Origin of the sequence: Mycobacterium sp. (assembly GCF_035633495.1) — a bacterium.
Classification (GTDB): domain Bacteria; phylum Actinomycetota; class Actinomycetes; order Mycobacteriales; family Mycobacteriaceae; genus Mycobacterium.
On the sequence record NZ_DASQEU010000079.1, the window covers coordinates 54639 to 80215 of the forward strand.

At 67.1% G+C, this 25577-nt stretch carries 24 protein-coding genes, 3 tRNA genes and 1 pseudogene; 9 read left to right on the top strand and 19 right to left on the bottom strand.

Annotated features, from left to right (window positions below; genetic code table 11):
- Positions 1-13: 13 nt before the first annotated feature.
- From VET27_RS12755 to pdxR, 6 genes are all read right to left on the bottom strand, one after another.
- Positions 14-3295, bottom strand: coding sequence for an arabinosyltransferase domain-containing protein (locus VET27_RS12755; RefSeq protein ID WP_526518581.1), 3282 nt, complete (start codon positions 3293-3295; stop codon positions 14-16).
- A gap of 3 nt (positions 3296-3298) precedes the next feature.
- Entirely contained in the window at positions 3299-5119 is a 1821-nt protein-coding gene (locus VET27_RS12760) for an arabinofuranosyltransferase (RefSeq protein WP_526518637.1), read from the bottom strand.
- Positions 5120-5153: 34 nt separating this feature from the next.
- Complete coding sequence (gene dprE2 / locus VET27_RS12765) at positions 5154-5918, bottom strand: decaprenylphospho-beta-D-erythro-pentofuranosid-2-ulose 2-reductase (RefSeq protein ID WP_526518583.1); 765 nt, start codon at positions 5916-5918, stop codon at positions 5154-5156.
- Positions 5919-5931: 13 nt separating this feature from the next.
- Positions 5932-7293: a decaprenylphosphoryl-beta-D-ribose oxidase gene (gene dprE1, locus VET27_RS12770; protein WP_526518586.1), complete on the bottom strand. Its 1362-nt coding sequence runs from the start codon at positions 7291-7293 to the stop codon at positions 5932-5934.
- A 31-nt stretch (positions 7294-7324) separates the two neighbouring features.
- On the bottom strand, positions 7325-7720 hold the full coding sequence (locus VET27_RS12775; RefSeq protein WP_526518639.1) for a GtrA family protein: 396 nt from the start codon (positions 7718-7720) through the stop codon (positions 7325-7327).
- An 84-nt stretch (positions 7721-7804) separates the two neighbouring features.
- Positions 7805-9217 carry a MocR-like pyridoxine biosynthesis transcription factor PdxR gene (gene pdxR, locus VET27_RS12780; protein ID WP_526518588.1) on the bottom strand — a complete coding sequence of 471 codons (1413 nt, stop codon included), beginning with the start codon at positions 9215-9217 and terminating at the stop codon, positions 7805-7807.
- A 49-nt stretch (positions 9218-9266) separates the two neighbouring features.
- Here pdxR and VET27_RS12785 point away from each other — a divergent pair, with 49 nt between their 5' ends.
- Entirely contained in the window at positions 9267-9737 is a 471-nt protein-coding gene (locus VET27_RS12785) for a carboxymuconolactone decarboxylase family protein (RefSeq protein WP_526518590.1), read from the top strand.
- A gap of 22 nt (positions 9738-9759) precedes the next feature.
- Positions 9760-10482 (top strand): phosphotransferase family protein, encoded by a 723-nt coding sequence (locus tag VET27_RS12790; RefSeq protein ID WP_526518592.1) that lies wholly within the window; start codon positions 9760-9762, stop codon positions 10480-10482.
- Here VET27_RS12790 and VET27_RS12795 read toward each other — a convergent pair.
- The 7 genes from VET27_RS12795 to VET27_RS12825 all read right to left on the bottom strand — a co-directional run bounded on the left by VET27_RS12795 (position 10479) and on the right by VET27_RS12825 (position 17090).
- Positions 10479-10814: a TFIIB-type zinc ribbon-containing protein gene (locus VET27_RS12795; protein WP_526518595.1), complete on the bottom strand. Its 336-nt coding sequence runs from the start codon at positions 10812-10814 to the stop codon at positions 10479-10481. The two genes, VET27_RS12790 and VET27_RS12795, sit on opposite strands and share 4 nt — an antisense overlap.
- Positions 10815-11011: 197 nt before the next feature.
- Complete coding sequence (locus tag VET27_RS12800; RefSeq protein WP_526518597.1) at positions 11012-11428, bottom strand: protein NO VEIN domain-containing protein; 417 nt, start codon at positions 11426-11428, stop codon at positions 11012-11014.
- A 600-nt stretch (positions 11429-12028) separates the two neighbouring features.
- Positions 12029-12859, bottom strand: a complete 831-nt coding sequence (wzm, locus tag VET27_RS12805; RefSeq protein WP_526518599.1) for a galactan export ABC transporter permease subunit Wzm/RfbD — start codon at positions 12857-12859, stop codon at positions 12029-12031.
- Positions 12856-13779: a galactofuranosyltransferase GlfT1 gene (gene glfT1 / locus VET27_RS12810; protein WP_526518601.1), complete on the bottom strand. Its 924-nt coding sequence runs from the start codon at positions 13777-13779 to the stop codon at positions 12856-12858. Before glfT1 ends, wzm begins: the two co-directional genes overlap by 4 nt.
- Positions 13776-14582: a galactan export ABC transporter ATP-binding subunit Wzt/RfbE gene (gene wzt / locus VET27_RS12815; RefSeq protein WP_526518603.1), complete on the bottom strand. Its 807-nt coding sequence runs from the start codon at positions 14580-14582 to the stop codon at positions 13776-13778. The genes glfT1 and wzt overlap by 4 nt, the downstream gene beginning before the upstream one ends.
- A 2-nt stretch (positions 14583-14584) precedes the next feature.
- A complete protein-coding gene (locus VET27_RS12820) occupies positions 14585-15103 on the bottom strand; it encodes a proteasome activator (protein WP_526518605.1) in 519 nt (172 codons plus the stop codon).
- 40 nt (positions 15104-15143) lie between these two features.
- A complete protein-coding gene (locus VET27_RS12825) occupies positions 15144-17090 on the bottom strand; it encodes a DUF6541 family protein (RefSeq protein WP_526518607.1) in 1947 nt (648 codons plus the stop codon).
- A 109-nt stretch (positions 17091-17199) separates the two neighbouring features.
- Between VET27_RS12825 and VET27_RS12830 the strand changes: the two genes are divergently transcribed.
- Positions 17200-18396: a cysteine desulfurase-like protein gene (locus VET27_RS12830; protein ID WP_526518609.1), complete on the top strand. Its 1197-nt coding sequence runs from the start codon at positions 17200-17202 to the stop codon at positions 18394-18396.
- Between the two features lie 9 nt (positions 18397-18405).
- Here the strand turns inward: VET27_RS12830 and VET27_RS12835 are convergent, their stop codons facing one another.
- Positions 18406-19389, bottom strand: coding sequence for an NAD(P)H-quinone oxidoreductase (locus VET27_RS12835; RefSeq protein WP_526518611.1), 984 nt, complete (start codon positions 19387-19389; stop codon positions 18406-18408).
- Positions 19390-19435: 46 nt separating this feature from the next.
- Between VET27_RS12835 and VET27_RS12840 the strand changes: the two are divergent.
- The 3 genes and pseudogenes from VET27_RS12840 to VET27_RS12850 all read left to right on the top strand — a co-directional run bounded on the left by VET27_RS12840 (position 19436) and on the right by VET27_RS12850 (position 20596).
- A pseudogene (locus tag VET27_RS12840) lies at positions 19436-19847 on the top strand (MarR family transcriptional regulator).
- A 19-nt stretch (positions 19848-19866) separates the two neighbouring features.
- Positions 19867-19953, top strand: a tRNA-Ser gene (locus VET27_RS12845).
- Between the two features lie 100 nt (positions 19954-20053).
- A complete protein-coding gene (locus VET27_RS12850; protein WP_526518613.1) occupies positions 20054-20596 on the top strand; it encodes a hypothetical protein in 543 nt (180 codons plus the stop codon).
- Here the strand turns inward: VET27_RS12850 and VET27_RS12855 are convergent, their stop codons facing one another.
- From VET27_RS12855 to VET27_RS12875, 5 genes are all read right to left on the bottom strand, one after another.
- Complete coding sequence (locus tag VET27_RS12855) at positions 20597-20842, bottom strand: hypothetical protein (RefSeq protein WP_526518615.1); 246 nt, start codon at positions 20840-20842, stop codon at positions 20597-20599.
- A 99-nt stretch (positions 20843-20941) separates the two neighbouring features.
- Positions 20942-21766 (bottom strand): crotonase/enoyl-CoA hydratase family protein, encoded by an 825-nt coding sequence (locus VET27_RS12860; protein WP_526518617.1) that lies wholly within the window; start codon positions 21764-21766, stop codon positions 20942-20944.
- Positions 21767-21810: 44 nt separating this feature from the next.
- Positions 21811-22215 (bottom strand): hypothetical protein, encoded by a 405-nt coding sequence (locus tag VET27_RS12865; protein WP_526518619.1) that lies wholly within the window; start codon positions 22213-22215, stop codon positions 21811-21813.
- Between the two features lie 17 nt (positions 22216-22232).
- Positions 22233-22718: a DUF4334 domain-containing protein gene (locus VET27_RS12870; RefSeq protein ID WP_526518621.1), complete on the bottom strand. Its 486-nt coding sequence runs from the start codon at positions 22716-22718 to the stop codon at positions 22233-22235.
- Positions 22719-22734: 16 nt separating this feature from the next.
- Positions 22735-23796, bottom strand: coding sequence for a pyridoxal phosphate-dependent aminotransferase (locus VET27_RS12875; RefSeq protein WP_526518624.1), 1062 nt, complete (start codon positions 23794-23796; stop codon positions 22735-22737).
- Between the two features lie 118 nt (positions 23797-23914).
- Between VET27_RS12875 and VET27_RS12880 the strand changes: the two genes are divergently transcribed.
- The 3 genes from VET27_RS12880 (at position 23915) to VET27_RS12890 (ending at position 25119) form a co-directional block, all read left to right on the top strand.
- Positions 23915-24006: transfer RNA gene (locus tag VET27_RS12880), tRNA-Ser, on the top strand.
- Positions 24007-24042: 36 nt separating this feature from the next.
- A tRNA-Arg gene (locus VET27_RS12885) sits at positions 24043-24115 on the top strand.
- A 422-nt stretch (positions 24116-24537) separates the two neighbouring features.
- Entirely contained in the window at positions 24538-25119 is a 582-nt protein-coding gene (locus VET27_RS12890; protein WP_526518626.1) for a hypothetical protein, read from the top strand.
- Positions 25120-25577: the final 458 nt, after the last annotated feature.

Consider the following 25577-nt stretch of genomic DNA (forward strand, 5'->3'; position numbering starts at 1 on the left):
TCGCCATGCGGCGTCAGCTGAGTCGCAATGGTCCGGGCGTCCAAAGCCCGCTGCGTGTGGCGGTCCCGAGGTCCAGGCGCGCCGGTTGGGCGTTGGGGTACCAGGGAATCAGCTTCTGCAGTGCGCCCCAGTCGCGGAACCAGTCGTCCTTCAGATAGGTGGGCACCGGCTCGGCGCGCACCAAGAGTTCGGTGATGCCCAGCGGGCCGCCGCCGAGGTAGTCCATGACGGGCGAGTTGGCCTCGGCCCCGAAGCGGTCCGGCAGGATCCGCCACTTGGGTACCTCGGTGACGCCGTTCTGGTGGCCGAAGGGGCGCTGACACGGGAAGGCCAGGCCGACCAGCCAGTCCAGCAGCACGGGGTCCTTCGAGCCGACGACGTCCTGCAGCGTCTGCAACTGCGGGATGCGGGGCGGGGTGACGGCGATCCAGTGCTGTGGCGCCAGGTCCTCGTCGGATGCGAGGAGCCGGATCTGCGTGGCCTCGGACGGGATTGCGCTGAGGGGAACGCGCAGGGTCCGCCACGCCGGGACGGCGCCGACGTCGCCGAATCCGACGCTGCCACCGGACTGTCCCTTGGTCGCCTGCTCGTCGGTCGCCCACTGGACGACGACCTCGCCGGGATCGAACCGTCCGGCGGCGGTGACCACCAGCAGCGGCCCGGCCTGATCGCGTGGCGGCAGTCGGTACCAGGCGGACCGCAGCTGGGCGGGCTGCTGCGTGCCGGGACGCCAGCTGCCCATGATGGGCGTGGTGGCGGGGTTCAGGTTGTACGGCAGTCGCGCACGTGAGCCGTTGACGCCCGCGGCGGCGGTGGTACCACCCTCGGTGCCCGGCTCGCTGCCTGTGACGACCGAGCCGTCGGTGTCGGCGAAGTTGCCGCTGCCCTGTGGCTCCGTGACGGGGTCCGCCGACAGGTCGGCGGGAATTCCGTTGGGATTGAAGCCTTGCGCCATGGCAGCGCCGAGTGCGCTGCCGACCGGGGCGCTGACCGGCTTCAGCATGCCCGCGTTGGGGTCCTGCTCGACCAGCACGTCGGTGGCCAGCCCGCAGGTCTTGCCCGCCAGCGCCTCGAGGTTGGACCGGCCGACCGTCCATGCCGGGTATTGCCCGATCATCGCGACGGTCAGCGACACCACCTCGAAGATCACCAGCGCCCACACGGCGATCGTCAAGGGCGCCTGCGCGACTCGCGACCAGCGGCGCGGTTTGCTTGGCGGCGTGCTTCCCCTGTTGGCGAAATGCAACCACGCCGCCACCAGCAGAGCGACGACGGCCATGCCCAGCAGGATCGTGGTGAAGCCGAACTCGTACTGCGGGAACTCATTCGACCATGGCACACCGAAGTTCGAGACGTACCACCAACCGTTCACGCTGGCGAACGAGAAGGCGGTCATGAACAGCACCGTGGCCGCGAAGATCGTGCGGTTGCGGCGGGACTTCATGGCCGCGGCGCCGACGGCGACGGCGGCCAGTGCGCCGAGGGATCCGGCGAGGCCCGCGAAGACGCCGAAGTGGTGTGTCCACTTCGTCGGGGTGAACATCATCGCGAGGAACGAAATGATCGTGATGCCGATGATGCGGCGGCTCGGCCCCGAGGCTGTCCCGGGAATGCGTCCCTTGCGCAACGACATTGCCACCGATACGGCCAATGCGAGAAGCAGGGAGAGGACGGCGAAGCGGCGGGCCACCGAGCCGTCGGGGCTGGCCATGAACAGGCGTTCGTACCGGATGTGCTCGTCGAACCAGGCCAGGCTGGGGCCGACGGCGGACTTGAACGCGCTGGCCTGGACCTCGCTGGTGAGCGTCTGTTCGCGGAAGATCAGGAAGATGGTCACGGTGCCCGCGGCCAGGATCGGCGCGAGCAGCGCAAGGTATCCGAATCGCGAAGTATGTGCCGCCACAATCGTTTTCAGTGGTCCGATGGCGACGAGGAGGGCGCCGGCCGCAGCGATGCCGGTCGGTCCGGAGAACAGGGTCAGGGCACCGATGATGATCGCGATCGCGACCGGCAACAGCCTGCTGGTGGCGACGCCGCGTTCGACCGAGCACCAGGTGAGCAGGATCCCCAGGGCGATGATCGGTTCGGGTCGCAGCCCGTTGTTGAGCGGCAACCAGAAGGCCAGGAACATCCCCGCGGCCGTCCATGCCGCGACCCGGCTGGTCTTCACCGCGTGCCCGAGTCGCGGGATGACCTCGCGGCTGATCACCCACCAGCACGCCAGTGCCATCAGCAGGGTGGGCAGTCGCACCCAGACGCTCGCGGTGCTGACGTGCGCCCACATCGCGAGCAGGTCGTAGTACCAGCCGAACGGCGCCTCCGGCGTGCCGAACCAGCGGTAGTAGTTGGCCATGTAGCCCGCGTGTTCGGACACCCGCGCCATGGTCAGGATGTAACCGTCGTCGGAGGTGTTGGCGCCGACGAAGTGCCACCACAGCAGCACTGCGGTCACGATGCCGTCCAACGGCTTCATCGACCACCACCGCGGCGGAAGGAACCGTCGGTGTTTCATGCCGTCGGCCGTGTCGAGGACGTGCAGCGCGCCGAGTGCGACGACGGTCATCGCGATCCCGACGATCATCACCAGCAGCTTCAGCAGCGTCGGCGAGGTGCTGTAGCGGGAGTCGACGGTGGCCGAGAATTGGAGGCCGGGTGGCGCCGGCCCGGAGAGGTCGGTGAAGACGCCGACGATCTGGGGCCGGAAGTCGTAGCCGCCACGCTCGCCTCTGAGCGGGTCACCGGGCTTGGCTCGCCCTTCTGCATCGGGCCCGTCGACGAGGCCGACGAACTCGCCGGTCACCTTGTCGGCGTGGGCGGTGAACGTCAACCGTTGACAGGCCGGGCTGAGCACTTCGGTCAGCGGAGCGCTCACGACCGGGGTGTTGCGCACGATGACGAGCAGGTCTCCGCCGACGCGCTCGATCAGCAGGCCGCGGTCGACGGCCTTGGGCGCCTGCTTGGGGACGGTGGACAGCAGGACGGTGCGGTTCGCGTTCTCGGGACCGACTAGGCCCGCGGCGGCGCGACACGGGATGGACACCTCGAGGTCGCTCGCCACGTAGCCGATGAGCGGCGCGTCCACGCTCTGCATGACGCCGTTCTGCGGCCAGTTGAGCTGGGCGGTGGTCTGCGTGACCGGCAGGAAGGGCGTGGCGATGGCCAGGAGGGCGCCGAGCAGTCCGGCGACGATGGCGACGAGTCGCGCGGTCCTGTGGTTGCCCCCGGCACCCACTCCCTCGCGGCTCACGGGGCTAGATGTTAGTGGTCTGTGTTGCGGCGCTTCATCGGTCGCCACGACTTACTTCCGGATCGCCAAAACTAAGGGCCCGACGTCGGACACGTCCCACCGCGGATCGTCGAACAACGCGGCGTCGAGTGCCACCTGGTAGCGGCGGACGTTCGGCTGGTTCGGATAGACGTCGCTGGCCAGGCGCAGCGTGTAGGTGTCGTTCGCCCCGTGGCGCATGAGGAAGACGGTCGGTGGCTGCCACGGCAGCGCGTCGAGGGCGGCGATGAACTGGTCGGGCTTGGTGATGGTGGCCCAGCCTTCGATGGCGGCCGAACGCTCCCTGAACTGTGCGAGTGGGTTGGCGTAGTGGGACGTCAGTCCTTGGAACCCGTAGTAGGGGTAGTACGCGAGGAAGCTGTAGTCGGCGGTCATCACGACCGTCTCGTTCCGCGGGCGCCCGGTGACCTCGCTGATCTTGGAGTCGACTTCGCGGTAGTACTGTTCGGCTCCCGGTGGCCGACGATCGGCCCGCTGGCCGTTGCCGTCGGTGTCGGTGTAGGCCACGACGATGTCGGGTCGCAGCACGTCGGGGATGTCCTGGACGAACGTCATGGCCCCGATCGCGCCGAGTGCCGCGCCTGCGGCGACGACGCGCTGCCCCGTTCGGGGGGTGTATCTGGCGGCGATGGCGAGCGTGGTCTCGACGAAGCCGAAGGCACCCGCTGCCGTGAGCAGCACCGTGAGCGTGGGTTGCAGCCGGAAGGACAGCAGCGTGGTGCCCACCAGCGTGGTCAGCATCGACAGCAGTGACCACGCATAGACGGCGAGCACCGCGACCGCCAGCGCTCCCGCGCGGGTGGAGCTGCGACCGTAGACCACGAGCCACAGCGTGCCGACCATGCAGAGGGCGCCGAGCAGGGTGAAGTCGAGCATCGGGAACGTCAGCTGGGCGCCGTCGGCGGGCAGATAGTGCTGGGCGGTGCCGGAGTCGGCGGGGGATCCCTTGGCTGCGGCCAGCAGGTAGGGACCCCACCCGAGCAGCGCGATGGCGCCGGAGATGACGGCGACGACGCCCACTCGTAGCAGCGGATCCCACGACCGGCGGGCGGCGGCGGCGAGCATCGCCATGATGACGAGCGTGAACGCCGCATAGCCGAGGAGCAGCGTGTAGAACAGGGCCGCCACGCCGAGGAACAGGCCGACGCCGACGACGGCCGCCCAGCCGCCTGATCTTCGGCCGCCCCGAAGCCCGGACCACGCCAGCACGAACACCGGCGGCAGCAGCACCGTGATGATCGCCGCATAGGGCTCGGCGGGTGCGTACGCGAGCGTGGCCGCGGCGGTGGCCGTCGACACCACTAGCGCGAACTCGAAGCGGATCATCGCCGCCCACAGCACGAAGGCGACGGCGATCGCGGCCGTGATCGAAACGATCGACCACGGTTTGAACGTCTCCCAAGCGGGCGTGCCGGTCAGGTCGGCGAGTCGGCCGCCCAGCCAGAACCAGCCGGGCGGATAGAACGGCGGAAGGCCGATGTAGGTCATGTCGTGCGGCGACGCGGTGTCGGTGAGGCGCGTAAGGTACTCGGTGCGGAACTGCTGGTCGACCGACACGCCAAAGAGGTACAGCTTGGTGGCGCCGAGAGGCATGGCCAGCGTGACTGCCGAGAGTGCCGAGAGGGACACCACGGAGACGACCCGGGCGATCAGCTGCCTGCTCCTGCGCCACAGCCAGCCCGCGGCGAAAAGACCCACCAGGCAGACGAACTGGCCCACGGTGGTGAGCGCGTGCAGTTGGTTCGACGAGTTGAACGCCGGCCATTCGACGCGTGCGATCGCGACCAGTGAGACCGCTGAGACGACGGCCGCGACCACGGCGGCGCCGAGCATGGCGGCCGCCGGTCGGCCGACTGTGCTCAGCACGTCAGATCGGCAGCTTGCGGAAGATCGGCCGTGGCACGTGCCGCAGCACCATCATCACGTAGCGGAACGCTCCCGGCGCCCACACCAGTTCCTTGCCCTTGGCCGATGCCGTGACCGCGAGTTCGGCGACGTACTCCTTGTCGACGGTCATGGGGGCTTCCTTGACGTGCGCGCTCATCCGGGTGCGGACTTGTCCTGGGCGGATGACGAGCACGCGGACGCCGAACTCGCGCAACGCTTCTCCCAGGCCGAGGTAGAAGCCGTCGAGCCCGGCCTTGGTGGAGCCGTAGACGAAGTTGGAGCGGCGAACCCGCTCACCCGCCGCGCTGCTCATCGCGATGATTCGGCCGGAACCCTGGGCGCGCATCTTCTCGCCGAGCAGGACGCCCACCGAAACTGCTGCGGTGTAGTTGATCTCGGCGATCTGCACGGCCTTGCGCTGGTTCTGCCACAGCTCCTCGGCGTCTCCGAGCAGGCCGAAGGCCACGATCGCCACGTCGATGTCACCACCGGCGAAGGCGGCGTCGAGCACCGCGGGATGGGTGTCGGTGGCCACCGCGTCGAAATCGATGACCTCGACGGACTTGGCTCCCGCACTGCGCATCTGGGCGACGGCGGCTTCGCGTCCTGGATCATCGGGGAGGGCGGCCAGCACGATTCGTGCCGGGCTGTCGCGCAGATAGCGCTCGCAGATCGCCAGCCCGATCTCGGAGGTGCCACCCAGCAAGAGGATTGCCTGCGGGTTGCCTACGGCATCAAAGACCATGTGGACACACCATTTACAGAAGCTCCAAACGTCGGGCCATGTCAGAGGCGAACACCCCGGTGGGATCGACCTTGCGGCGCACCTTGATCCACTCGTCGATCCGCGGGTACATGGCGTGGAAGGTCTCAGCGGTGGTGCGGGAGTCCTTGGCGGTGTAGAGCCTGCCGCCGAACTCGAGAACGCGACGGTCGAGGTCGGTGACGAACTCGTTCAGTCCCGCCTTGATCGGGAAGTCCACGCAGATGTTCCAGCCTGGAATCGGAAAGCTCAGCGGTGCTTGATTTCCCGCTCCGAACAACTTGAAGACGTTCAGGAACGAGTAGTGCCCCGACCGCTGGATGTCGACGATGATGGACTTGAACTCGTCGACGGCCTCCGTCGGCACCACGAACTGGTACTGAAGGAATCCGGCCGGGCCGTACGCGCGGTTCCACTCTCCGAACATGTCCAGCGGGTGATAGAACTGCGTCAGGTTCTGGACCTTGCCGCGGTAAGTCCCCGACTTGCGGTACCAGAGTTCGCCGATCGGTCCGAACGTGTACTTGTTCGCCAGCCCGTTGGGCAGGATGTCGGGCACCGTAAGTAATTGCGGCGCATCGAATTTGAGCGGATTCTTCTGCAGCTTCGTGGGCAGCTGGTCCAGGGTGGCCAGCGACCCGCGGGAGATCGCGGCGCGGCCCAGTTTCGGCGGCGCGCTGATGGCGTCGAACCAGGCGCTCGAGTAGGTGTAGTTGTTCTCACTGCCGTCGCTGTGCAGGGCGATGGTGTCGTCGAGCGTGGGGGTGACATCGCCGTCGGCGATGAAGTACGCCGTCTCCGTCGGCGTCATCGCGATGGTCGCGCGCAGGATGATCCCGGTCAGACCGTTGCCCCCGACGGTCGCCCAGAACAGGTCGGCGTCGACCCCTTCCGGGCTGAGGCGGCGGACGTTTCCGTCTGCGGTCAAGAGGTCCATCGACCGGACGTGGTTGCCGAAGCTGCCCGCACTGTGGTGGTTCTTGCCGTGGATGTCGCACGCGATGGCGCCGCCGACGGTGACCTGCCGGGTGCCGGGCAGTACGGGGACCCACAACCCCAGCGGCAGCGCCGCCCTCATCAGTTGGTCGAGGTTCACGCCGCCGTCGACGTCGACCAGATGGCTGTCACGGTCCATCGAGTGGATCTTGTTCAGCGCCGTCATGTCGACGACAAGGCCGCCGCCGTTCTGCGCGTTGTCACCGTAGGACCGGCCCAGGCCGCGGGCGATGATGCCGCGTCCGTCGGCGCCGGCGACGGCCTTCGCGATCGTCTCGGGATCGGGGGTCGACAGCACGCGAGCGACGCTCGGCGCGGTGCGGCCCCAGCCCGTCAGCCGCGTGGTGGTGGTTGCAAACATCGTGACGAGGGTACCGCCTGCGCCCCGCTACTCATTTGAGGCGGAAGATAACTGCCCGCTGCACCACGAAGTTGATGACCGTCGCGGTGCCCTGGGCGATGATGAACGCGACCGGCACCCGCCACGGCTTGTCGTCCCACAGCGTGTAGAAGGCGTAGTTGATGCCCACCTGGACGGCGTAGGTGACGGCGTAGAGCAGAACCACCGCGACGAATCGGGCTCTGCTGGGTGGCGCCTGGAACGTCCACCGCCGGTTGATCAGGTAGGCCGTCGTCGTTCCCGCGATGAAGCTGAGCGTCTTGGCCACGTTCACGTTGAGGCCCAGGCGCAGGAACAGCACGTAGAGGCCGAAGTCGACGATCGCCGACAGCCCGCCGGTGACGATGAACCGCCACGCCTGGGTCCTCAGGCTCAGGTTCGGTGACATCGGGGGCTCGGCCACCGGGGCAGCTTAGCCAGTCTGGTTGCGGGCACGTGTGTTGAGTCTGCCAGCCCTCAGCGGGGGGTCACGTCACCAATTCACGCTCTCGAGCACGCCGCACAATGCGTCGACCGCCGGTCCGAACGCGTGCTCGGCCGGGGTACCGAAGTTGATGACGATGCCGTCTTCCGAGGGGATCTCGGGACCTGCGTCCGGGTGCCGCAGCAGCGCGAGACCCGACAGGGCCATGCCTGCCTCTCCTGCCCGCCGTAGTACCTCGGGTTCGGTGCCGTCGGGCAGCGTGAGCAGCAGGTGCAGCCCGGCCGACAGCCCTCTGATGCCGACGTCGAACGGCTGCAGTCTCTCGACGAGGCGGTCGCGGCGGCGCCGGTAGCTCTGGCGCATGCGGCGAATGTGCTTGTCGTAGCTGCCGTTTGCGATGAAGTCAGCCATCGTCAGCTGGGCGATCCCGTTGACGTAGAACTGCTGACCGCCCATGGCCGCCAGCACCCGATCGATCAGGTCGTCGGGCAGCACCATCCAGCCCAGACGCAGCACGGGGGCCAGGCTCTTGCTGGCGGATCCGAGGTACACCACCCGCTCCGGGTCGAGTCCCTGCACCGCGCCGACGGGTTGGCGGTCATACCGGAACTCGCCGTCGTAGTCGTCCTCGATGAGGTATCCGCCGGAGCGCTGTGCCCAGTTCATCACCTCGGTCCGACGGGTGGAGTGCAGCGGCACGCCGTGCGGGAAGTGGTGCGCGGGGGTGAGCAGCGTGGCGGGTGTATCGATCCCGTGGAGGCTCTCGACGACTGCGCCGTGGTCGTCGACGGCGATGGGTGTCGTCGCCACGCCCATCGCGGCAAGCGCCTCACGGAACAGGAACAGGGCGTAGGCCTCGACGGCGACCGGACCGGCCCCGGAGAACACACGGCCGAGGATTTCGACGGCGTGGCGGGTGCCCGCGCAGATGACGATCGAGTCTGGGGTGGTGCGCACGCCGCGGACCCTGCCGAGGTACTCGGCGAGCGCCTCGCGCAGCTCGATCCGGCCCCGCGGGTCGCCCATCCGCAGCGCATCGTTTGGTGCGGTGGTGAGCGCTCGCCGGGTGGAGGCCAGCCACGCACCCCTGGGGAATTCGGCGACGTCGGGTGAGCCGGGCATCAGGTTGTGCGTCGGGACACCGGGGACGCCCCTGGGCCGGGCGGGCAGCGGTGTGGCGCGGCTGTTCACCACCCAGGTTCCCGCGCCCTGGCGCGACGCCAGCCAGCCCTCGGCGACCAGCTCGGCGTAGGCCTCGGCGACGGTGTTGCGGGCCAATCCGAGGTCGGCGGCCAGGTCGCGTGACGGCGGCAGCATGGTGCCCGCTGCGAGCCTGCCGGTCCGCACGGCGTCTCGCAGCGCCGCGAGCAGCAGTTCACGCACTCCGCGCGTTCCGGGCGTGATGGAGTCCAGTAAATCGAGGTGCAGGTCGCGGGTCCCGCTGTTGGCCCATGAAGTCACACTCAGATTGAACCATTTTGCTGGTTCTTTGGTGGCTAGCGTGGTGGACATGACACAGACACTCGAACACCCCACCGCCATCGACCGCCTCGCGATCTACAAGGTCTCGCCCGAGGTGTACGACGCGATGATGAAGCTGAGCGCCGCCTCGGCCGAGGACGTCGACCCGACCATCGGCGAGTTGATCAAGATCCGGGCTTCACAGATCAATCACTGCGCGTTCTGCCTCGACATGCACGTCGCCGACGCCCGCAAGCAGGGCGAGACCGAACAGCGGCTCGCACTCATAGCCGCGTGGGACGAAGCAGGCAGCCTGTTCACCGCGAAGGAGCGGGCCGCCCTGGAACTGACCGAGGCCATCACAGAACTCCACCACGGTCATGTCTCCGACGAGGTCTACGCCAAGGCCGCCGAGGTCTTCAACGACAGGGAACTCGCACACGTGATCGCGATGGCCGTCACCATCAACGCATGGAACCGGTTCAACGTGGCGACCCGCATGAAGGCCCCGCGCCGCTGACATGTTGGACGAGGATGGGCGGGTGCCCGACGCGCAGATCTCCTACGAGGGTGACGTCGTCCTGAAGTTGCACCGGCCAGGCACCGACCCGCAGGCACTACGACGACGCCTGCGGGTCGCCGTGCGTTCTGCGGTCCTCGCGTCGCCGCTGACCCCCGAGCCGCAACGAGTCGACGGTCGTTGGCTCACCCGCTGGCCCCGTCTGGAGATGGTGCGTCCCGATCCCGCTTGCCTGCCGTGGCGACGAGCGGGAGAACTGTTGGCGCAGTTGCACGCCGAGCCGGTCGGCGACCTCGGGGTGGGGCAAGGCGCGCCGGACCGTCTGCACCGCGCACTCTCCCGGCTGGGTGATGGCCCCAACTCCGACGTGATCCGTCGGGCCGCAGCCGGTCTGGACGTGGCTGCAGACCCGGACCGGCCGATCACCCTGGTGCACGGGGACTTTCATCTCGGTCAAATGGGCGTCGACGGCGCTACCTGGCAGTTGATCGACGTCGACGACCTCGGCATCGGCGACCCGGTGTGGGATTTGGCCCGACCGGCAGGATTCTGGGCGGCCGGGCTGGTGCCCGACGATGACTGGCACCGCTTTCTCGACGGTTACCGCGGCGCAGGCGGGCCGGCGCTACCGGACGGGGATCCCTGGCCCGTGCTAGAGCAGGTGGCCCGCGCCGCGGTCGTGGCCGCGGCCGCCAATCACCCCGACGACGACCTGCTGGTCTCGGCGTGCGAGCGAATGGGCTAGCTCGAGAAGAACAGCCTGCCGAAGCCCTGCTTGCGGTAGTGCTTGTTGCCGCGATGCCCCCACTCGGGGCCATATCCATAACCCTGCTGCCCATAACCCTGCTGAACCGGTTGCGGTGGCGCCGACTGCACGAACCGGCTCTCCATCTGCGTCATCGATTCGAGCTCACCGAAGTCGAGGAAGATCCCGCGGCAGGTATCGCACTGCTCCAGGTGGATGCCGTTGCGCTCGTAGGTCTTCATGACCCCGGCGCACTTGGGACACAGCAAGATGCTGCCCACACCGGGCGTCGACGATGGTGGCTTTGGCGGCTCGTATGGCGGAATGCTCATGTGTCCTCAACGGCCAAGAACCCTGGTAAGTGCCTGGGAGTCAGAAGGGCGGCGTGTTGGCGGAGGATCCAGGCTTCGTTCAGGCCGCGCTCCCACGTGATGCGGGCCGCGTTCGGCGGAACGGGTGCAGCGGCGGGTGGAAGAACCGAACTGGCGCCTTGCGTTCATTGCGGTGTGGGCGGAGGCGAATGGCCTATTCAACGACAGCGGCGAACATACGAGTCCAGCTCGCAGACACGAGGATCGGAGGGAAGCGAGTAATCAAACCGCTGAGGCTTGAGCGCGGCGCTGGCTGGTGACCAGTCTGTCCAGACGCGAAGCCTGCCGCCTGCGGTGTGAATCTCACCAGTGGCGTCGTCGCGGGTTACGTCAATTTCGTCAACGACGACCAGATCAACGTTCTCGTATTCGGTGCCACGAGTGACTTCGTTGATTGTCAGCTCGACCGTCTCGATGATCACCGAACTGCCCTTCACTTCGCGGTGCCGTTCCATTCGGTCCACAGAGGCGGCGATGTCATATGGCTCTCCAAGTTCACGGGCTTCCGCGCCACCGATCCTCTCGTAATACGCCAGCGCGACATCGAGAGAACGCCTTTCGATGGCCGCTCGCAATCTTGGATCTTGTGCCCTTGCTGGGCGACCGGAGGGACCATGCGCGCCGGCGACGAAAGTCGTCGGGAATATCGAATTCGTCGAACGGATGATCGGCCTCAGATTTGCCCGGCGGTAGGACTATTCCTGGAAGCAGGTCGAAGAGATTGGCTCGGAACTTCGAGATGGCTGCGAGGGCTCCTAGATCTACATCATCTGAGCGTGATGTAGTCGTGAGATCCGGTAGCCGCTCGACGACAGCCATGCCGTAACGCACCAGCGCTGAAGCCCGTTCGCGGTGAATGCCTAGCGTTGAGCCAACCTCGTAGACCATGGCTTCTCGGCCGTGGACGTGCCAGTGCTCGGGATCTCCAAACTCTGCCATCCCGCGTCGGCCCAGATGCCCATCCCAACCAGTAGACGCGCAGACGCCAGATCCGCTACTGGCTTGTCATCCCTCATTCGGGCGACCAATCCCGCGCGATCCATGGACCGAATCTCCGCGAGCCTGATTTCTTCGATCATACGTTCGACTCTTCCGGCTCGGGCCGCCTGCCACCAGGGCCGAATCTCAATCTGTGGACGAATCCGCGACTGTGGATAACTCCGCGATGGAGCCGCTCACACCCAGTAGGGCACGCGGGAACGGTATTGCCGCATCGCGAACGCCGTCACGGTCCAGCCGACGATGGTCAGCGCGATGACCACCACCCAGTGCCGCATCTCCTGGTCGGCGCCCAGGAGAGGGGCCCGCACGATGTCGACGTAGTGCAGCAGCGGGTTGAACTCGATGACCTTGGCCCACGTCCCCGCACCCTGCTGACGCAACGTCTGGTCGTTCCAGATGATCGGCGTCACGTAGAACAACAGTTGCACCAGGCTGAACAACAGCGGGCTGATGTCGCGGTACCGGGTCGCCAGAATCCCGAAGCAGAGCGCCACCCACACGCAGTTCAACGCGATGAGGGCCAGCGCCGGGATGAACGACAGATCGGTCCACTTCCACGGCTGCGGGAAGATGATCGCGATGATCACGAAGATGATGATGTTGTGCCCGAACAGAATGATCTGGCGCCAGACCAGCCGATAGACGTGCACCGACAGCGGCGTCGGCAATTGTTTGATGAGCCCCTCGTTCGCGACGAACACGTCGGCGCCCTCGAGGATCGAGGCGTTGATCAGGTTCCAGATGATCAGCCCGAGCGTGACGTAGGGCAGGTGCTCGGCCAGCGGCAGGTGAAAGAGCGTGGAGTACAAACCTCCCAGCGCGACCGCCATGGTGCCGGTCGCGATGGTGATCCAGATCGGCCCGAGCACCGAGCGGCGGTAGCGCTGCTTGATGTCCTGCCACCCGAGATGCAGCCACAGCTCGCGCTTGCCGAAGCCCGTCGCGAGGTCACCCCATGCCCGCGAGAAGGTCTTCGACTGCGCTGCCGCGTCGGTGAAGGTCATCTTCCGTCTCTCCCGTCGCTTCGCTCGCCCTGATAGAACCTTTCGTGTCTGCCCAAGCGGCGCAGACGAATCCACTCCATCAGGCCCGCCGGGTCGCGACGGGTCACCAGGAAGAACCAGCCGAACCGCAGCCACTCCTGGGGGATCAGCCGCCGCATGCCGCGCTGGGATTGCACGTAACCGCGGTTGCGGTAGGTGAAGTAGCGCTTGGTGGCGTCGTCGGGATATTGGGTGTGCATCCGGCCGCCGAGGATCGGCTTGAACTCGTCGGATCCCTGCGGGTGCAGGTAGACCGCGTCCAGGCAGGTGCCGAACGGCAGGCCGGAGCGCACCAGACGCCGGTGGACCTCGACCTCGTCACCGCGGATGAACAACCGGATGTCCGGCACCCCAACGGCTTCCAGCGTCGAGGCGCGAAACAACGCTCCGTTGAACAGCGACGCGATGCCGGCCAGCAGGTCGCCGGACCCGTCGGTGCGCAGCTCGTCCACCCAGCGGCGCCAGGCCAGGCCGCGGCGCAACGGGAACGCCAGGCGTGTGGGGTCCGCGAGGTCGCACACCATCGGGGATACCTCGGCCAGCGAATGTCTTGTCGCACAGTTCAGTAGCGTGCCGAGGACCTCGGGGTCCGCGGGCCTGCCATCGTCGTCGGCAAGCCACACCCAGTCCGCGCCGAGGGACAGCGCCGTGAGCACGCCGAGCGCGAAGCCACCGGCCCCGCCCAGATTGCGTCGGGATCCGACGTAGGTACTCGGAACGGATTGCGAGACAACGAGTTCCCGGACCCGCTCGTCGTCGCCGTTGTCGACGACGATCAGGTGGTCGGGCGAACGGGTCTGACCCGTCACGGCTTTCAGGGACAGCACCAACTCGGCTACGCGCCGGTGGGTGACCACGACGGCGCAGACGAAGTCACTCATGGTCCGCTGTTCTCGCGCGCGTTCTCCTCGAGGATCTCGCGCACGTGATGAGCGGCATCGTCGCCCTCGTAGGCGCGCACTACGTCCTCGATGCCACCGGTCATCTTGATGGTGCCGTGGTCGATCCACATCGCGGTCTTGCACAACCGCGCGAGGAATTCGTTGGAGTGACTGGCGAATACGAGGATTCCGGACCGTGCCACCAGTTCCTGCAGTCGGGTGCGGGCCTTCTTGAGGAACTCGGCATCCACGGCGCCGATGCCCTCGTCGAGCAGCAGGATCTCGGGGTCGATGCTGGTGACGACACCCATGGCCAGGCGCACCCGCATACCGGTCGAGTAGGTGCGCAACGGCATCGACAGGTAGTCGCCGAGCTCGGTGAAGTCGGCGATCTCGTCGACCTTGGCCGCCATCTGCTTGCGTGTCTGCCCCAGGAACATGCCGCGGATGACGATGTTCTCGAAACCGGATATCTCGGGGTCCATCCCGACGCCGAGGTCGAAGACCGGCGCCACCCGGCCGCGCACGGTCGCCGACCCGCGAGTCGGTTCGTAGATGCCCGACAGCAGCCGCAGGAGCGTCGACTTCCCCGCCCCGTTGTGGCCGACCAGTCCCACGCGGTCGCCCATCTCCAGCGACATGGTGATGTCGCGAAGGGCCTCGATGACGACGACGTTCGACTCGTTGCGGCCGATGGTGCCGCCGGCCTTGCCGAGGAACGCCTTCTTCAGCGATCTCGACTTGGCGTCGAAGATCGGGAACTCCACCCACGCATTGCGGGTCTCGATATGGGGATTGCCCACTGTCAGAGGTACTGCCCGGTCCCGGAGCCGGACGGGCCGCGCTGCCCGGGCACGCCGCCCATGCCGGGAGGCAACGCCCCCTGACGCATCTGCTCGAGCTGGGCGCGGGCCGCCATCTGCTGGGCGAACAGCGCCGTCTGAATGCCGTGGAAGAGGCCTTCGAGCCAGCCGACGAGCTGCGCCTGCGCGATCCGCAGCTCGGCGTCCGACGGCAGGCTCTCCTCGCTGAAGGGCAGGGCGAGCCGCTCGAGTTCCTCGCGCAACTCGGGTGCCAGACCGTCCTCGAGCTCGCGAACGCTGCGCGCATGGATCTCGCGGAGCCGCCCGCGGCTGGCGTCGTCGAGCGGAGCCGTTCGAACCTCCTCGAGCAGCTGTTTGATCATGGTGCCGATCCTCATGACCTTCGCCGGTTGCTCGACGAGCTCGGTCAGGGACTTGCCGTCGGCGTCATCACCCATTGCGGACACGTCACCGAGGATCTCGATCTCATCGGCGTTGTTGTCGTCGGCGCTACTCGTCATCGTCTTTGAATCGCTCCCGTGTTCTGAACACTCCGTGGACTTACTTTCCCTGCCACTCATAGATGTGGTCCTCGCCGTTGTCGTAGATCTTCTTCCACGACGTCGACTTGTCTAGCGACACTAGTCCGTCGGGCATGACGAACCCTCGCACCACCGGTGTGCTGGTGATGACGTAGCGGATGCCGAGTGCGCGCACGGCCTCGGCAACACGGGGATCGGTGTCGGCGTCGTCGGCGTAGGCCCAGAAGATGAAGCGGTGGTAGCCCGGCCCCTGCTGCTGGGGATAGTCGTAGTGCGTCCACAGCGGGTGCAGGCCGGAGACGGCGTACATCCAGGCGGTGCCGTCGGTGTTGGCGTTTCCGATCACGGTGTCGCGGGCGCCCGGCAGGGTTGCGAGGTAGGCGAACGCCTCGAGGTCCTTGTCGTCGATGATGACCTGGTCGTACTTCTCGCCGATCAACCGTTCGTGTCTCGGGAAGTAGTGCCAGGCCATGCCGATCGACACCGCGACGAGGACGGTCGCGGTGACGGCGTAGCCGGCGCGTGGGCTGAGTCGCGGGGTCAGTCGCCGCAGTCCTGTCAGCGCCGCCGTCGTCAGCGTGAACAGCGCGATGCCGGCCATCGGGGCGAGCAGCAACGTCACCACCGCGGAGAGTCGCCGCGGGTCGCTGTAGAAGAGGTCGCTGAACGTGCCGATGGCCGCGCCGAGCGGACCGCCGAACGGGGCCGACGAGTGGACGATCGAGAACACCAGCAACAACCAGACGGCGACGGGCCACCACATGCGCCGAACGACGAGGATCACGAAACCGATCGCTGCGAGCGCGATGAGGGCGTTCTGAATCGGATAGTCGTTGAGGTGCCGAGTGTGCTGCACGACGGCGTCGAAGAGTGCCTTCCTCTTGCCTTCGTGCGTGACGAATTCGTGCCCGACGATGATCTCCGCCTGTTGAAGCACGCCGACGAATTGCGGGAGCAGGAGCAGCACCGTCGGCCCCGCGACGGCCACCAGGCTGAGGAGGTCGGGGAGCCGTCCGCGGACGGGTCGCCAGAGTCCGTCGCACAGCCACCACGCCACGACGAACACGACCGTCACCACGCCGCCGGTGATGTGCACCGAGAAGACGCCGAGCAGGGCGAGCACCGCCAGGGGTATCCGGTCACGGTGTCTCAGCGCCGACACGATCAGCAGCATCGTGGGCACGGCCAGCCCGTAGGCAGCGAGGTTGGGCATGGACGCGGTGTCGAATTCGACGTAGGGGACGGCCGTGAACGATGCGGCCAGCGCCGCCGCCGCGGCCGACGACCCCGCCGCCTGCCACTGGCCCACGTCGCGCCCGCGGAGCAGATGCCAGGTGAGGGCTGCCGCGCTCGCCGGGAACAACCAGACGGCGACGGCGAGGGAGTTGAGCGTGTACGCGGTGGCGGCGGTGGCACCGGTGAGTTGGCTCTGCAGTGCGGCCAGCGCGTGGAAGGTCGACGGGTAGTAGAGCGCGTCGTGGGTCTCCACGTTGCGCAGGTCGCCCATGTGGGTGGGCGAGGCCTGTCCGGTCTCGAGGATGAACCTGATGGTGTTGGCATGCCAGACCGAGTCCCATGTGCTCGGGATTGATTGCCAGTGGGGCATGCCACGAATTGCTGCGAATGTGATCAACGCCGCACCGAGGACCACGCCCAGCGCGACGACGAGCGCGGGCCCAGCCGTCATCGGCTCGCCCTCGGGAATGCGGTCGCGCCTGCGTTTCATCGTCGCCTGCCAACCCGCGACGACGGCCACCACGATCACCAGAGCGAGCACCGCGGTGCCCAGGTTCCAGGGGATCCCGACCGCGCCCATCGGCAGAATCGCCAGCGCTACGGTGCCGTAGGTGAGCGCCGGGCCTACCGCGACGGCGCTCGGCCAGGTTAGCTGAGCCGTACGTGCGAGGATTGCTCCGGGGATGACCAGCAACAACAGGGCCACTAGCACCCCGGACGCCAAGCTCACTGCACTAGTATGACCACGCAGGTGAATTGGTCCGTCAGGGCGTGCGCGGCGGGCACCACCTACATCAGTACGGTTCGCGGTACTCACAGGGCTCGAAGGTTGGCAGGCAATGGCATACGACGTCGCCCGGGTGCGTGGTTTGCACCCGTCTCTGGGCGACGGCTGGGTCCACTTCGACGCCCACAACGGCATGTTGCTGCCCGACTCGGTGGCGACGACGGTCTCGACCGCCTTCCGCGGATCGATGACCACCGGCCAGGGCCCCCACCCCGCCGCCACCCGCAGTGCCGCGGTGCTGCAGGCTGCCCGTCAGGCCGTCGCCGACCTCGTCGGAGCCGACCCGCGTGGCGTCGTACTCGGTGCCGACCGCGCGATCCTTCTCACGTCGCTCGCCGACGCGTCGTTCTCCCGCGTCGGGCTGGGGCACGAACTGGTCGTCACACGGCTGGACGACGAGGCGAACATCGCGCCGTGGCTGCGCGCGGCGAATCGCTATGGCGCGAAGGTCAAGTGGGCCGAGGTCGACATCGAGACCGGCGAGCTGCCCGCCTGGCAGTGGGAATCCCTGATCGACAAGCCGACCAAACTGGTCGCCCTCACGTCGGCGTCGTCGGCCATCGGCGCCGTCACCGATCTGCGTCCGGTCACCAAGCTGCTGCACGAGTACGGCGGCACGGTCGTGGTCGACCATTCGGCCGCGGCGCCTTACCGGTTGGTCGACATCCACGAACTCGAGGCGGACATCCTCGCGATCAACACCGTGGCGTGGGGCGGGCCCCCGATCGGTGCACTGGTGTTCCGCGACCCGTCGACGATCGAGTCGTTCGGCGCGGTGTCGCTGGATCCGCTGGCCACCGGGGTCGAGCGGCTGGAGATGGGCACCCACCAGTTCGGAATGCTCGCCGGCGTCGTGGCCAGCGTCGAATACCTGGCGAACCTCGACGAGTCGGCGTCGGGTACCCGTCGCGAAAGACTCTCCGTCTCAATGCAATCGGCGGCCGCCTACATGGACCGGCTGTTCGACTACCTGCTGACGGCACTGCGGTCGCTGCCGCTGGTAATGGTCATCGGCCAGCCCGAGGTGCGCATCCCGGTACTCAGTTTCGCCCTGCACGGTGTGCCCGCGGAGCGGGTGGTCCAGCGGCTCGCCGACAACGGCGTGCTGGCCGCCCTCAACACGACGTCCAGGGTTCTCGACGTCCTCGGGGTCAACGACATCGGCGGCGCCGTCACAGTGGGTCTGGCGCACTACACGACGATGGCCGAGGTCGACCAGTTGGTCCGCGCGCTCGCGTCGCTCGGCTAACTCTCTACCTCAATCTCGGACGCGCAGAAGCACTTTGCCGTGGGCGTCGCCGGACTCGAGTAGCCGGTGCGCCTCGGCGGCGTCCTGGACGGGCAGCTCGGCGCCGATGATGGGACGCACCCGACCGTCGGCGATCATCGGCCAGACGTTGGCGACCACCGACTCGACGATGGCGCTCTTGCCCGACGGGCCGTCCACGGGCCGTGATCGCAGCGCCGTCGAGATGACCCCCGCGCGCTTGGCCATCAGCTTGCCGAAGTTGAGTTCGCCCTTGAGGCCGCCCTGAAAGCCGATGACGACGATTCGGCCGTCGGGCGCCAAGGCGTCGATGTTGCGATCGAGGTACGACGCGCCCATGAGGTCCAGGATGACGTCGGCGCCCAGACCGCCCGTCTCGGCTCGGATCCGCTCGACGAAGTCCTCTTCGCGATAGTTGATGGTGATGTCGGCGCCGAGTTCGCGACACACCGAGAGCTTCTCGGCCGAGCCCGCGGTGACCGCGACGCGGCACCCAAGCGCGTGGGCCACCTGGATGCCGTGGGTACCGATGCCGCTCGCACCACCGTGAAAGAGCACCGTCTGCCCCGCGGCCAGATGCCCCGTCATGCCGAGGTTCGACCACACCGTGCACGCGACCTCGGGCAGTCCGGCGGCCTCGCGCAAGCCGACCCCGTCGGGGATCGGCATCACCTGACCCGCGGGCACCGCGACGCGCTCCGCGTAGCCGCCGCCCGACAGCAGCGCACACACCGGTTGCCCGATGGACCACGAGGTGACCCCGGGACCCAGGGCCGACACGTGACCCGACACCTCGAGACCGATGGTCTCACTGGCGCCCGGCGGTGGTGGGTAATGGCCCCCGGCCTGCAACAGGTCCGCTCGATTGATGCCCGCTGCGACTACGTCGATGATGACTTCGCCCTCGGCGGCGTTCACGTCTGGAACTTCCCGCCAGGCCAGGTCAGTGCCGGATTCGGCGACGATCGCGCGCATGTCGATAACGCTACTACCAGGCGGGCGCCGCCCTATCTATGGCGCAATGGAGGGGACCATTGGGGGGCGAACGGCGAGCTCGATGCCGGGGTTCGACATCGCCGAACAACGCGCTTGGCACCACTTTCTCGACGCAGCGCTGCGGCTATGCGCCACGTTGAACCGGGAATTGGTGGACGCCCACGGGCTCACGCCGAACGACGTCCGACTGCTCGACCTGCTGGATGACTCGGCGACCGGTTCGGCTCGGATGGGAGATCTCGCCGAAGAGCTGATGTCGTTGCCAAGCAGGTTGACTCGCCAGATCCATCGGCTCGAGACGCAGCGCCTGGTGCGTGCGTACGCACTTCCTTGGTCGACTCTCACGTTCGCAGGCGGCGGCGATGGGTGAGAACTGCAGGCGGATCGACGTCGCCCTCAAGTCCGGCCAGACGCCCGCGAAAGTGGGCCGGGTCTAGCTCGCCTAGGCTTGTCCACGGTGGCGTGGCAGAGCGGCCTAATGCACTCGCCTTGAAAGCGAGAGACGGCTAACACCGTCCGGGGGTTCAAATCCCTCCGCCACCGCTCTTTTGATCCCGCGATATCCCGGTGGGCGGGTGGGCGCTCGGTTACCGTCGTGAACGAGTCATCTTGGCGACCACGGCAATTTGGACGGAGCGTTCGCGTGAAGATTTTCCTAGCTGCGGCCTGCTGCGCGACTTCGACCGCGCTTCTGACGATCGGGCTGTTCACGGCGAATGCCGCGCTGGCCGAGCCGGGGGACTACGCCGGTTTGCCGGTCGACCCGAACGCCGTCACCGATTCGGCGGCCTACATCGCGGCCCCGCCCACGTTGAACCCGAACGGTCAGCCCGGCGTCGAGGCGGTATTCACGCATCGCGACAGCAGTAGGACGATCACCGACACCATTCTCGTCCTGTCGAATCCGGCGGCGGCGTCCGCGGCTCTGGCGGGAGCGACGCCCGTCGTGGTCACCTCCATTCCGGGCGGCGGCAACGAACCCGCTCCAGTGGGCACCGACGGCACGATCATCACGGGTGCGTCCGAGGACGGGCTACAGTCCGTCACGGTGGTGCGGTTCACCGAGGGCGGGACGGCGGCAGTCATCGAATTCAGTGGCGCGCCCGGGGATCCGGTGCCCTCGGACCTGGCGGTCGAGTACGCGCAGAGGCAGGCGACCGCGATCAGGGACGCCGGCGCGGTCTGATCAGCAGGGGTAGCAGGCGAATCCGCGCCAGCCGTCGTGCCAGATGAACCCGGGCCCGCAGCCTTCAGCGCCCGTGCCGCCATCGCAGTTCATCATCTGGATCGGCGACGGCGGCAGTGCCGGCGAGGTGGCGACGATCGGGTGGGGTGGGGGCGGCGCGACCTGCGCCGCCTGTGCGAGGGGAGTCATCGTGAACGTGCCCATCGTCAGTGCCGCGGCGGCGACCGTCATGCCCAATTTTCGCATCGAGCTCTCCTCAAATGGTTGAAGATCCGAGGTAGCAAACGGTACGCGGCGTGCACTCGTCACGGGCCGAAATTTTCGCAGCCGTTGACGCCCTCTGGGTCACTCGCCCTTGAAGTCCGGCGGCCGCTTCGCGAACATCGCGGTGATGCCCTCGTTCAGATCCTGCGACGGTAGGAACGCCGAGTTCCATGCCGCGACGTACCGCAGACTGGCCGACACCTGCGCGGTGCGTTGTTCGTCGAGCACGTCCTTGATGCCCTGCACCACCAGAGGCGGGTTCGCGGCGATCTCCTTGGCGGTCTCGTGCGCGGCGGCCAGCGAGGCCTCGGCATCGGGATAGACGTCGTTCACAAGGCCGATCTTCTCGGCCCGGGCAGCGTCGATGTCCTTGCCCGTCAACGCAAGTTCGCGCAGGTGGCCGTCGGACAGGATCAGCGGTAGCCGCGCCAGACTGCCCACGTCGGCGACCATCGCGAGCCTGACCTCACGCACCGAGAACTGGGCGTCGGCGCTGGCGTAGCGGACGTCGACGGCCGAGATGAGGTCGACGCCGCCGCCGATGCACCAGCCGTGGACCGACGCGATCACCGGCGTGCGGCAGTCCGCGACCGCCGTGATCGACCCCTGCATCGCCTTCAACTTCGTGTGGAACTCGGTGCGTTGCTTGGCCATCGCGCCGTCGGCAAGCACCGGCGCCAGAGTGCCACCCATCGAAGCGAGGTCGAGGCCGTAGCTGAAGTTCCTGCCCGAACCGGTGAGCACGATGGCGCGCACGTCCGGGTCGGCGTCGAGTGAGCCGAACGCCGACGGGAGCTCGGCCCAGAACGCCGGACCCATCGCGTTGCCCTTGCCGGGACCGGTCAGCGTGACCCGCGCGACGTGAGCGTCGACGTCGATGGTGAGGGATTCGTATGCATCGCTCATGCCAGGAAGGCTACGGCTAGCCCGGGAGAGGTGGCGGAAGGGGCCTAGGGAGGCGTCTCGCCGAGCAGGATCTCGCTGACCGTGCTGTCGGGTAGGAACGTGCACACGGCGTCTGCCAGCGTCTTCGCGATCTCCGCGTCACCCGGGCCCAGTACTGAGGTCTCGGAGTTGAGGATTTCCTCGATGACCGCCGTCTTGCTCGCGTCATCGAGGTCGACGTACTCCGCGCACGTGATGCCGAGGGGATCCCCGGGCGGCGGGGCATCGGACGACGTACGCGGTGCCGAGGTTCGCGGCGACGACGTGGTGGGGCGTGAGGACGTCGACGTCCTGGTGGAGGGGCCCGCCTCGGTGGTCATCGCCACGGTCCCCGGAGTGGTGCGGTCGCAGCCTGAGATGGTGCCTGCGACGACGAATGTCGCCGCGGCGACCAGAACGCGCATCCTCATCTGCGAACCATAGGGGCTCAGACCCGTTCCAGGTAGAAGTACAGGTGTCGCGGCGAGCCGGAGCTGTCGTCCAATGAACCCTTGCCGTTCATGATGCCCATGACGGCGTTGTCGTCGACCTTCTTGAAGTGATCGTGCACCGGCGCCCCGTCGTAGACCATCGACGCGGTCACCTCGCCGCGGAACTCCTCGAGCCACAGGCTCGCCTCGCCCTTCATGGCCTCGGTGTTGGAGAACTTGTTTCCGTCGACGTCCAGGCACACCAGCGGTTGGGCGTCGGAGGCGGAGTGGAACGTCTTGCCGAACCAGTTGAGGCGCTGCAAGAAGCCGTTCCTGCGGTGGCCGGTTGCGAACTCTCCGCCCTTCCACTCGCCGATCATGAAGTCGATGGTGGCGGGCTGCAGGGTGTCCCAGAATGCGTCCAGTTCGGCGTCGGGAATTTCCCCGGTGCGTTCGGTCAACGCGGCGAACGTCTTTCGGGCCGTAGTCGTAAAGGAAGCCATCGTGCCTCGTCCTTGGTCAGGCTGTGATCCAGCGGGTGGCGAACTCGAGGAAGGCGTCGTTCTCGTGCGGGGTCGAGACGGTGACGCGCACGCCGTCCTGCCCGTAGGGCCGCACCAGCAGTCGGTTGTCCGCCGCGCTGTTGACGAACTCGTTGGTGCGCTCGGCCAGTGGCAACCAGACGAAGTTCGCCTGCGACGGTGGCACGGTGAACCCGGCATCGCGCAGTGCGGCGGTGAGCCTGACGCGTTCCTCGACGACGGCGTCGGTGCGTGCCAGCAGTTCGTCCGAGGCGTCGATGGAGGCGATGGCGGCGGCCTGCGAGATGCTCGTCGCGGTGAACGGCACGTAGACCTTGCTCAGGGCGGTGATGACGTCGGGGTCGCCGACCGCGTACCCGATGCGCAGTCCGGCGAGACCGTAGGCCTTCGAGAACGTCCGCAGCACAACGACGTTGCGGTGCGCGCGGACCAGGCCGAAGCTGTCGGGCAACATCCCGTCGCGGATGTACTCGACGTACGCCTCGTCGAGCACGATGAGGATGTCACTCGGCACCGCGGCCACGAAGCGCGCCAGCGCGTCGGGATCCACGACGGTCGACGTCGGGTTGTTCGGGTTGCAGATGAAGATCAGCCGGGTGCGGTCGGTGATCGCGGCCAGCATGGCGTCCAGGTCGAACGTGTAGTCCTTCAGCGCCACTTGCAACGGCGTCGCGCCTGCCGTGCGGACCTGCAGCGGATAGATCTCGAAGCTGCGCCAGCCGAACATCACCTCATCGCCGAGGGATGCCGTGATCTGGATCAGCTGCTGGCAGAGGCTGACGGAGCCGCTGCCCACGGAGATGTGCTCGGGCGCGAAGGCGCCGTCGTCCAGATGCTTGGCGAGGCGCTCCTTGAGCTCGACGTACCCGTTGTCGGGATAACGGTTGATGGAGTCGATCGCCGCCGCGATCGCGGCGCGCACGCTTGGCAGTGGACCGTCGACGGTTTCATTGCTGGCGATCTTGATGGCACCGGGCACCGTCTTGCCGGGCGTGTAGGCGGGCAAATCGGCCAGCTCGGGGCGCAGGCGGGCGGTCACGCGAACAGTCTAGGGGTGTACGGGTCGCTGCTTTGCCTTCCACTCACCGGGCTGTGTACGCTTCTCCCTCGGCGGTTCTGGGGTTCGCTTTCGTGTCCGGTACCCTCGGGATCGGTCAGGAGGCGTGCCAGAGCGGCCGAATGGGACTCACTGCTAATGAGTTGTCCGTCTTAAAGCGGACCGGAGGTTCAAATCCTCTCGCCTCCGCCACGACTGGTTCGCCCCAGTCGTACAACTGAATGACAGGCGCCCGTAGCTCAACGGATAGAGCATCTGACTACGGATCAGAAGGTTGGGGGTTCGAATCCCTTCGGGCGCACCCAGGTCAGAGGTGCTTTCCATCGTCGTGGAGGCGCCTCTATTGGTTCTTGACGACAGTGTTGACGATCTGACTGACGGGTGGTCCGGGCGCGGAGACCCAGTGTTCGACTGGTCAGGTGGTCGGGTTGTCGGGTTTAGCAGTGGAGCCATGGCTGTTGAGCGTCACCCCAAATGACTACTATTGCAGGCTGATTCGTAGTACGGCCTGACCACTATCCAGACTTGCTGTGGCGATCGTGTCCACCATCGGTGTGCCGACGGCGGCCGTGCAGATGGTCTGTTCCCCACGCGTCGGGGCGGAGCGGTTCGGCGCCTGCGTTGCCAGGTCTGCGTCGACGCACGCACGGAGAAAGGGGGCCACGGCGAGCGCGGGCACTGTGTGCGCACAGCGCGGGACCGTGGCCGGTACAGTCCTGAGAAATGTTGGTTGCCGACCTGCACCACTTCCTCGACCTACCCCCCGACACGCCGGGCCCAGCCCGGCGCCTGGCCGAGCACCTGAGCAGCATCGTTCGCGCGGCAACAGCTGGTGAAGCCGCAACCAGCTGGGAAAGCGCGCTGCCGTGCCTACGCCGGCCAGCTAACCGGCGCTGCCGGGGTCGGATGATCGTGACGCCGACAGCGCCGGGAGCACCGATCCGGTGGCAGTGCAGCGTCTGCGGCGACGAGGGAATCATCAGCAACTGGGAGGACTCGCCTTTCGATCTACGCCGCCGACGGCTGGCTCTCGTGGGCTCTGTCACCCACCTCGTCATCCCGGATGAGGTGGCCGTGGCGCTGCGCGAGTTGCGGTTGCTGGACCCCGACTGCGAGCGACTGGTGTTCGGGATCCGCGCCCACAATGACGGCGCTGTCCTGGCTGCCACCGATGACGACCTCGACGAGCTGATCGGGTTCGTGGCGGCTGAGGCTAACCATGAGCCCAACCGGCGCCGCCAACGGCGACTCGACGCCGCATTCGAGGCGCTCAACACCGCAGCGCAGACTCTTAACGGCCGATGATTGGGTCGCCCTGCCGGAGCTCGTTGTCGCACCAGTGCAGCCGAAGGTGGGTGTGAGCGCGGCGTCGAGCCGTCAGGCCGACCGAGTTGCTCGACGAGCGCGCTGAAAGTGAGAACTAATGCGAGTGGCCACTGCCCTGCGAATAGTGTCTGTCGTCGTCGCCGCTAAGGCTCTGCTGATCGGCGTGCTGTATTTGGCGGCGCGCCGAGATACTTGGCCGCCCTGTGCACATCGGAGCGGGTAGTTGGGCCTGCGTAATCGCCGTCGTCACGATCGGCGTCGCCATAGCAGCAACGGTGTGCGTTGCAGCCCGTCATCAGAACGGCGACCGAACGCCCTGACAGCCCCTCGGGCTGGCCCCTTATCCCGCTTGGGTGGCGGGTCATCGACGGCAGTACACGCCACGACGCGCACGCGGAGTTGAACCACGACCGTGCCGATGCTGTGTCGTGGTGTAC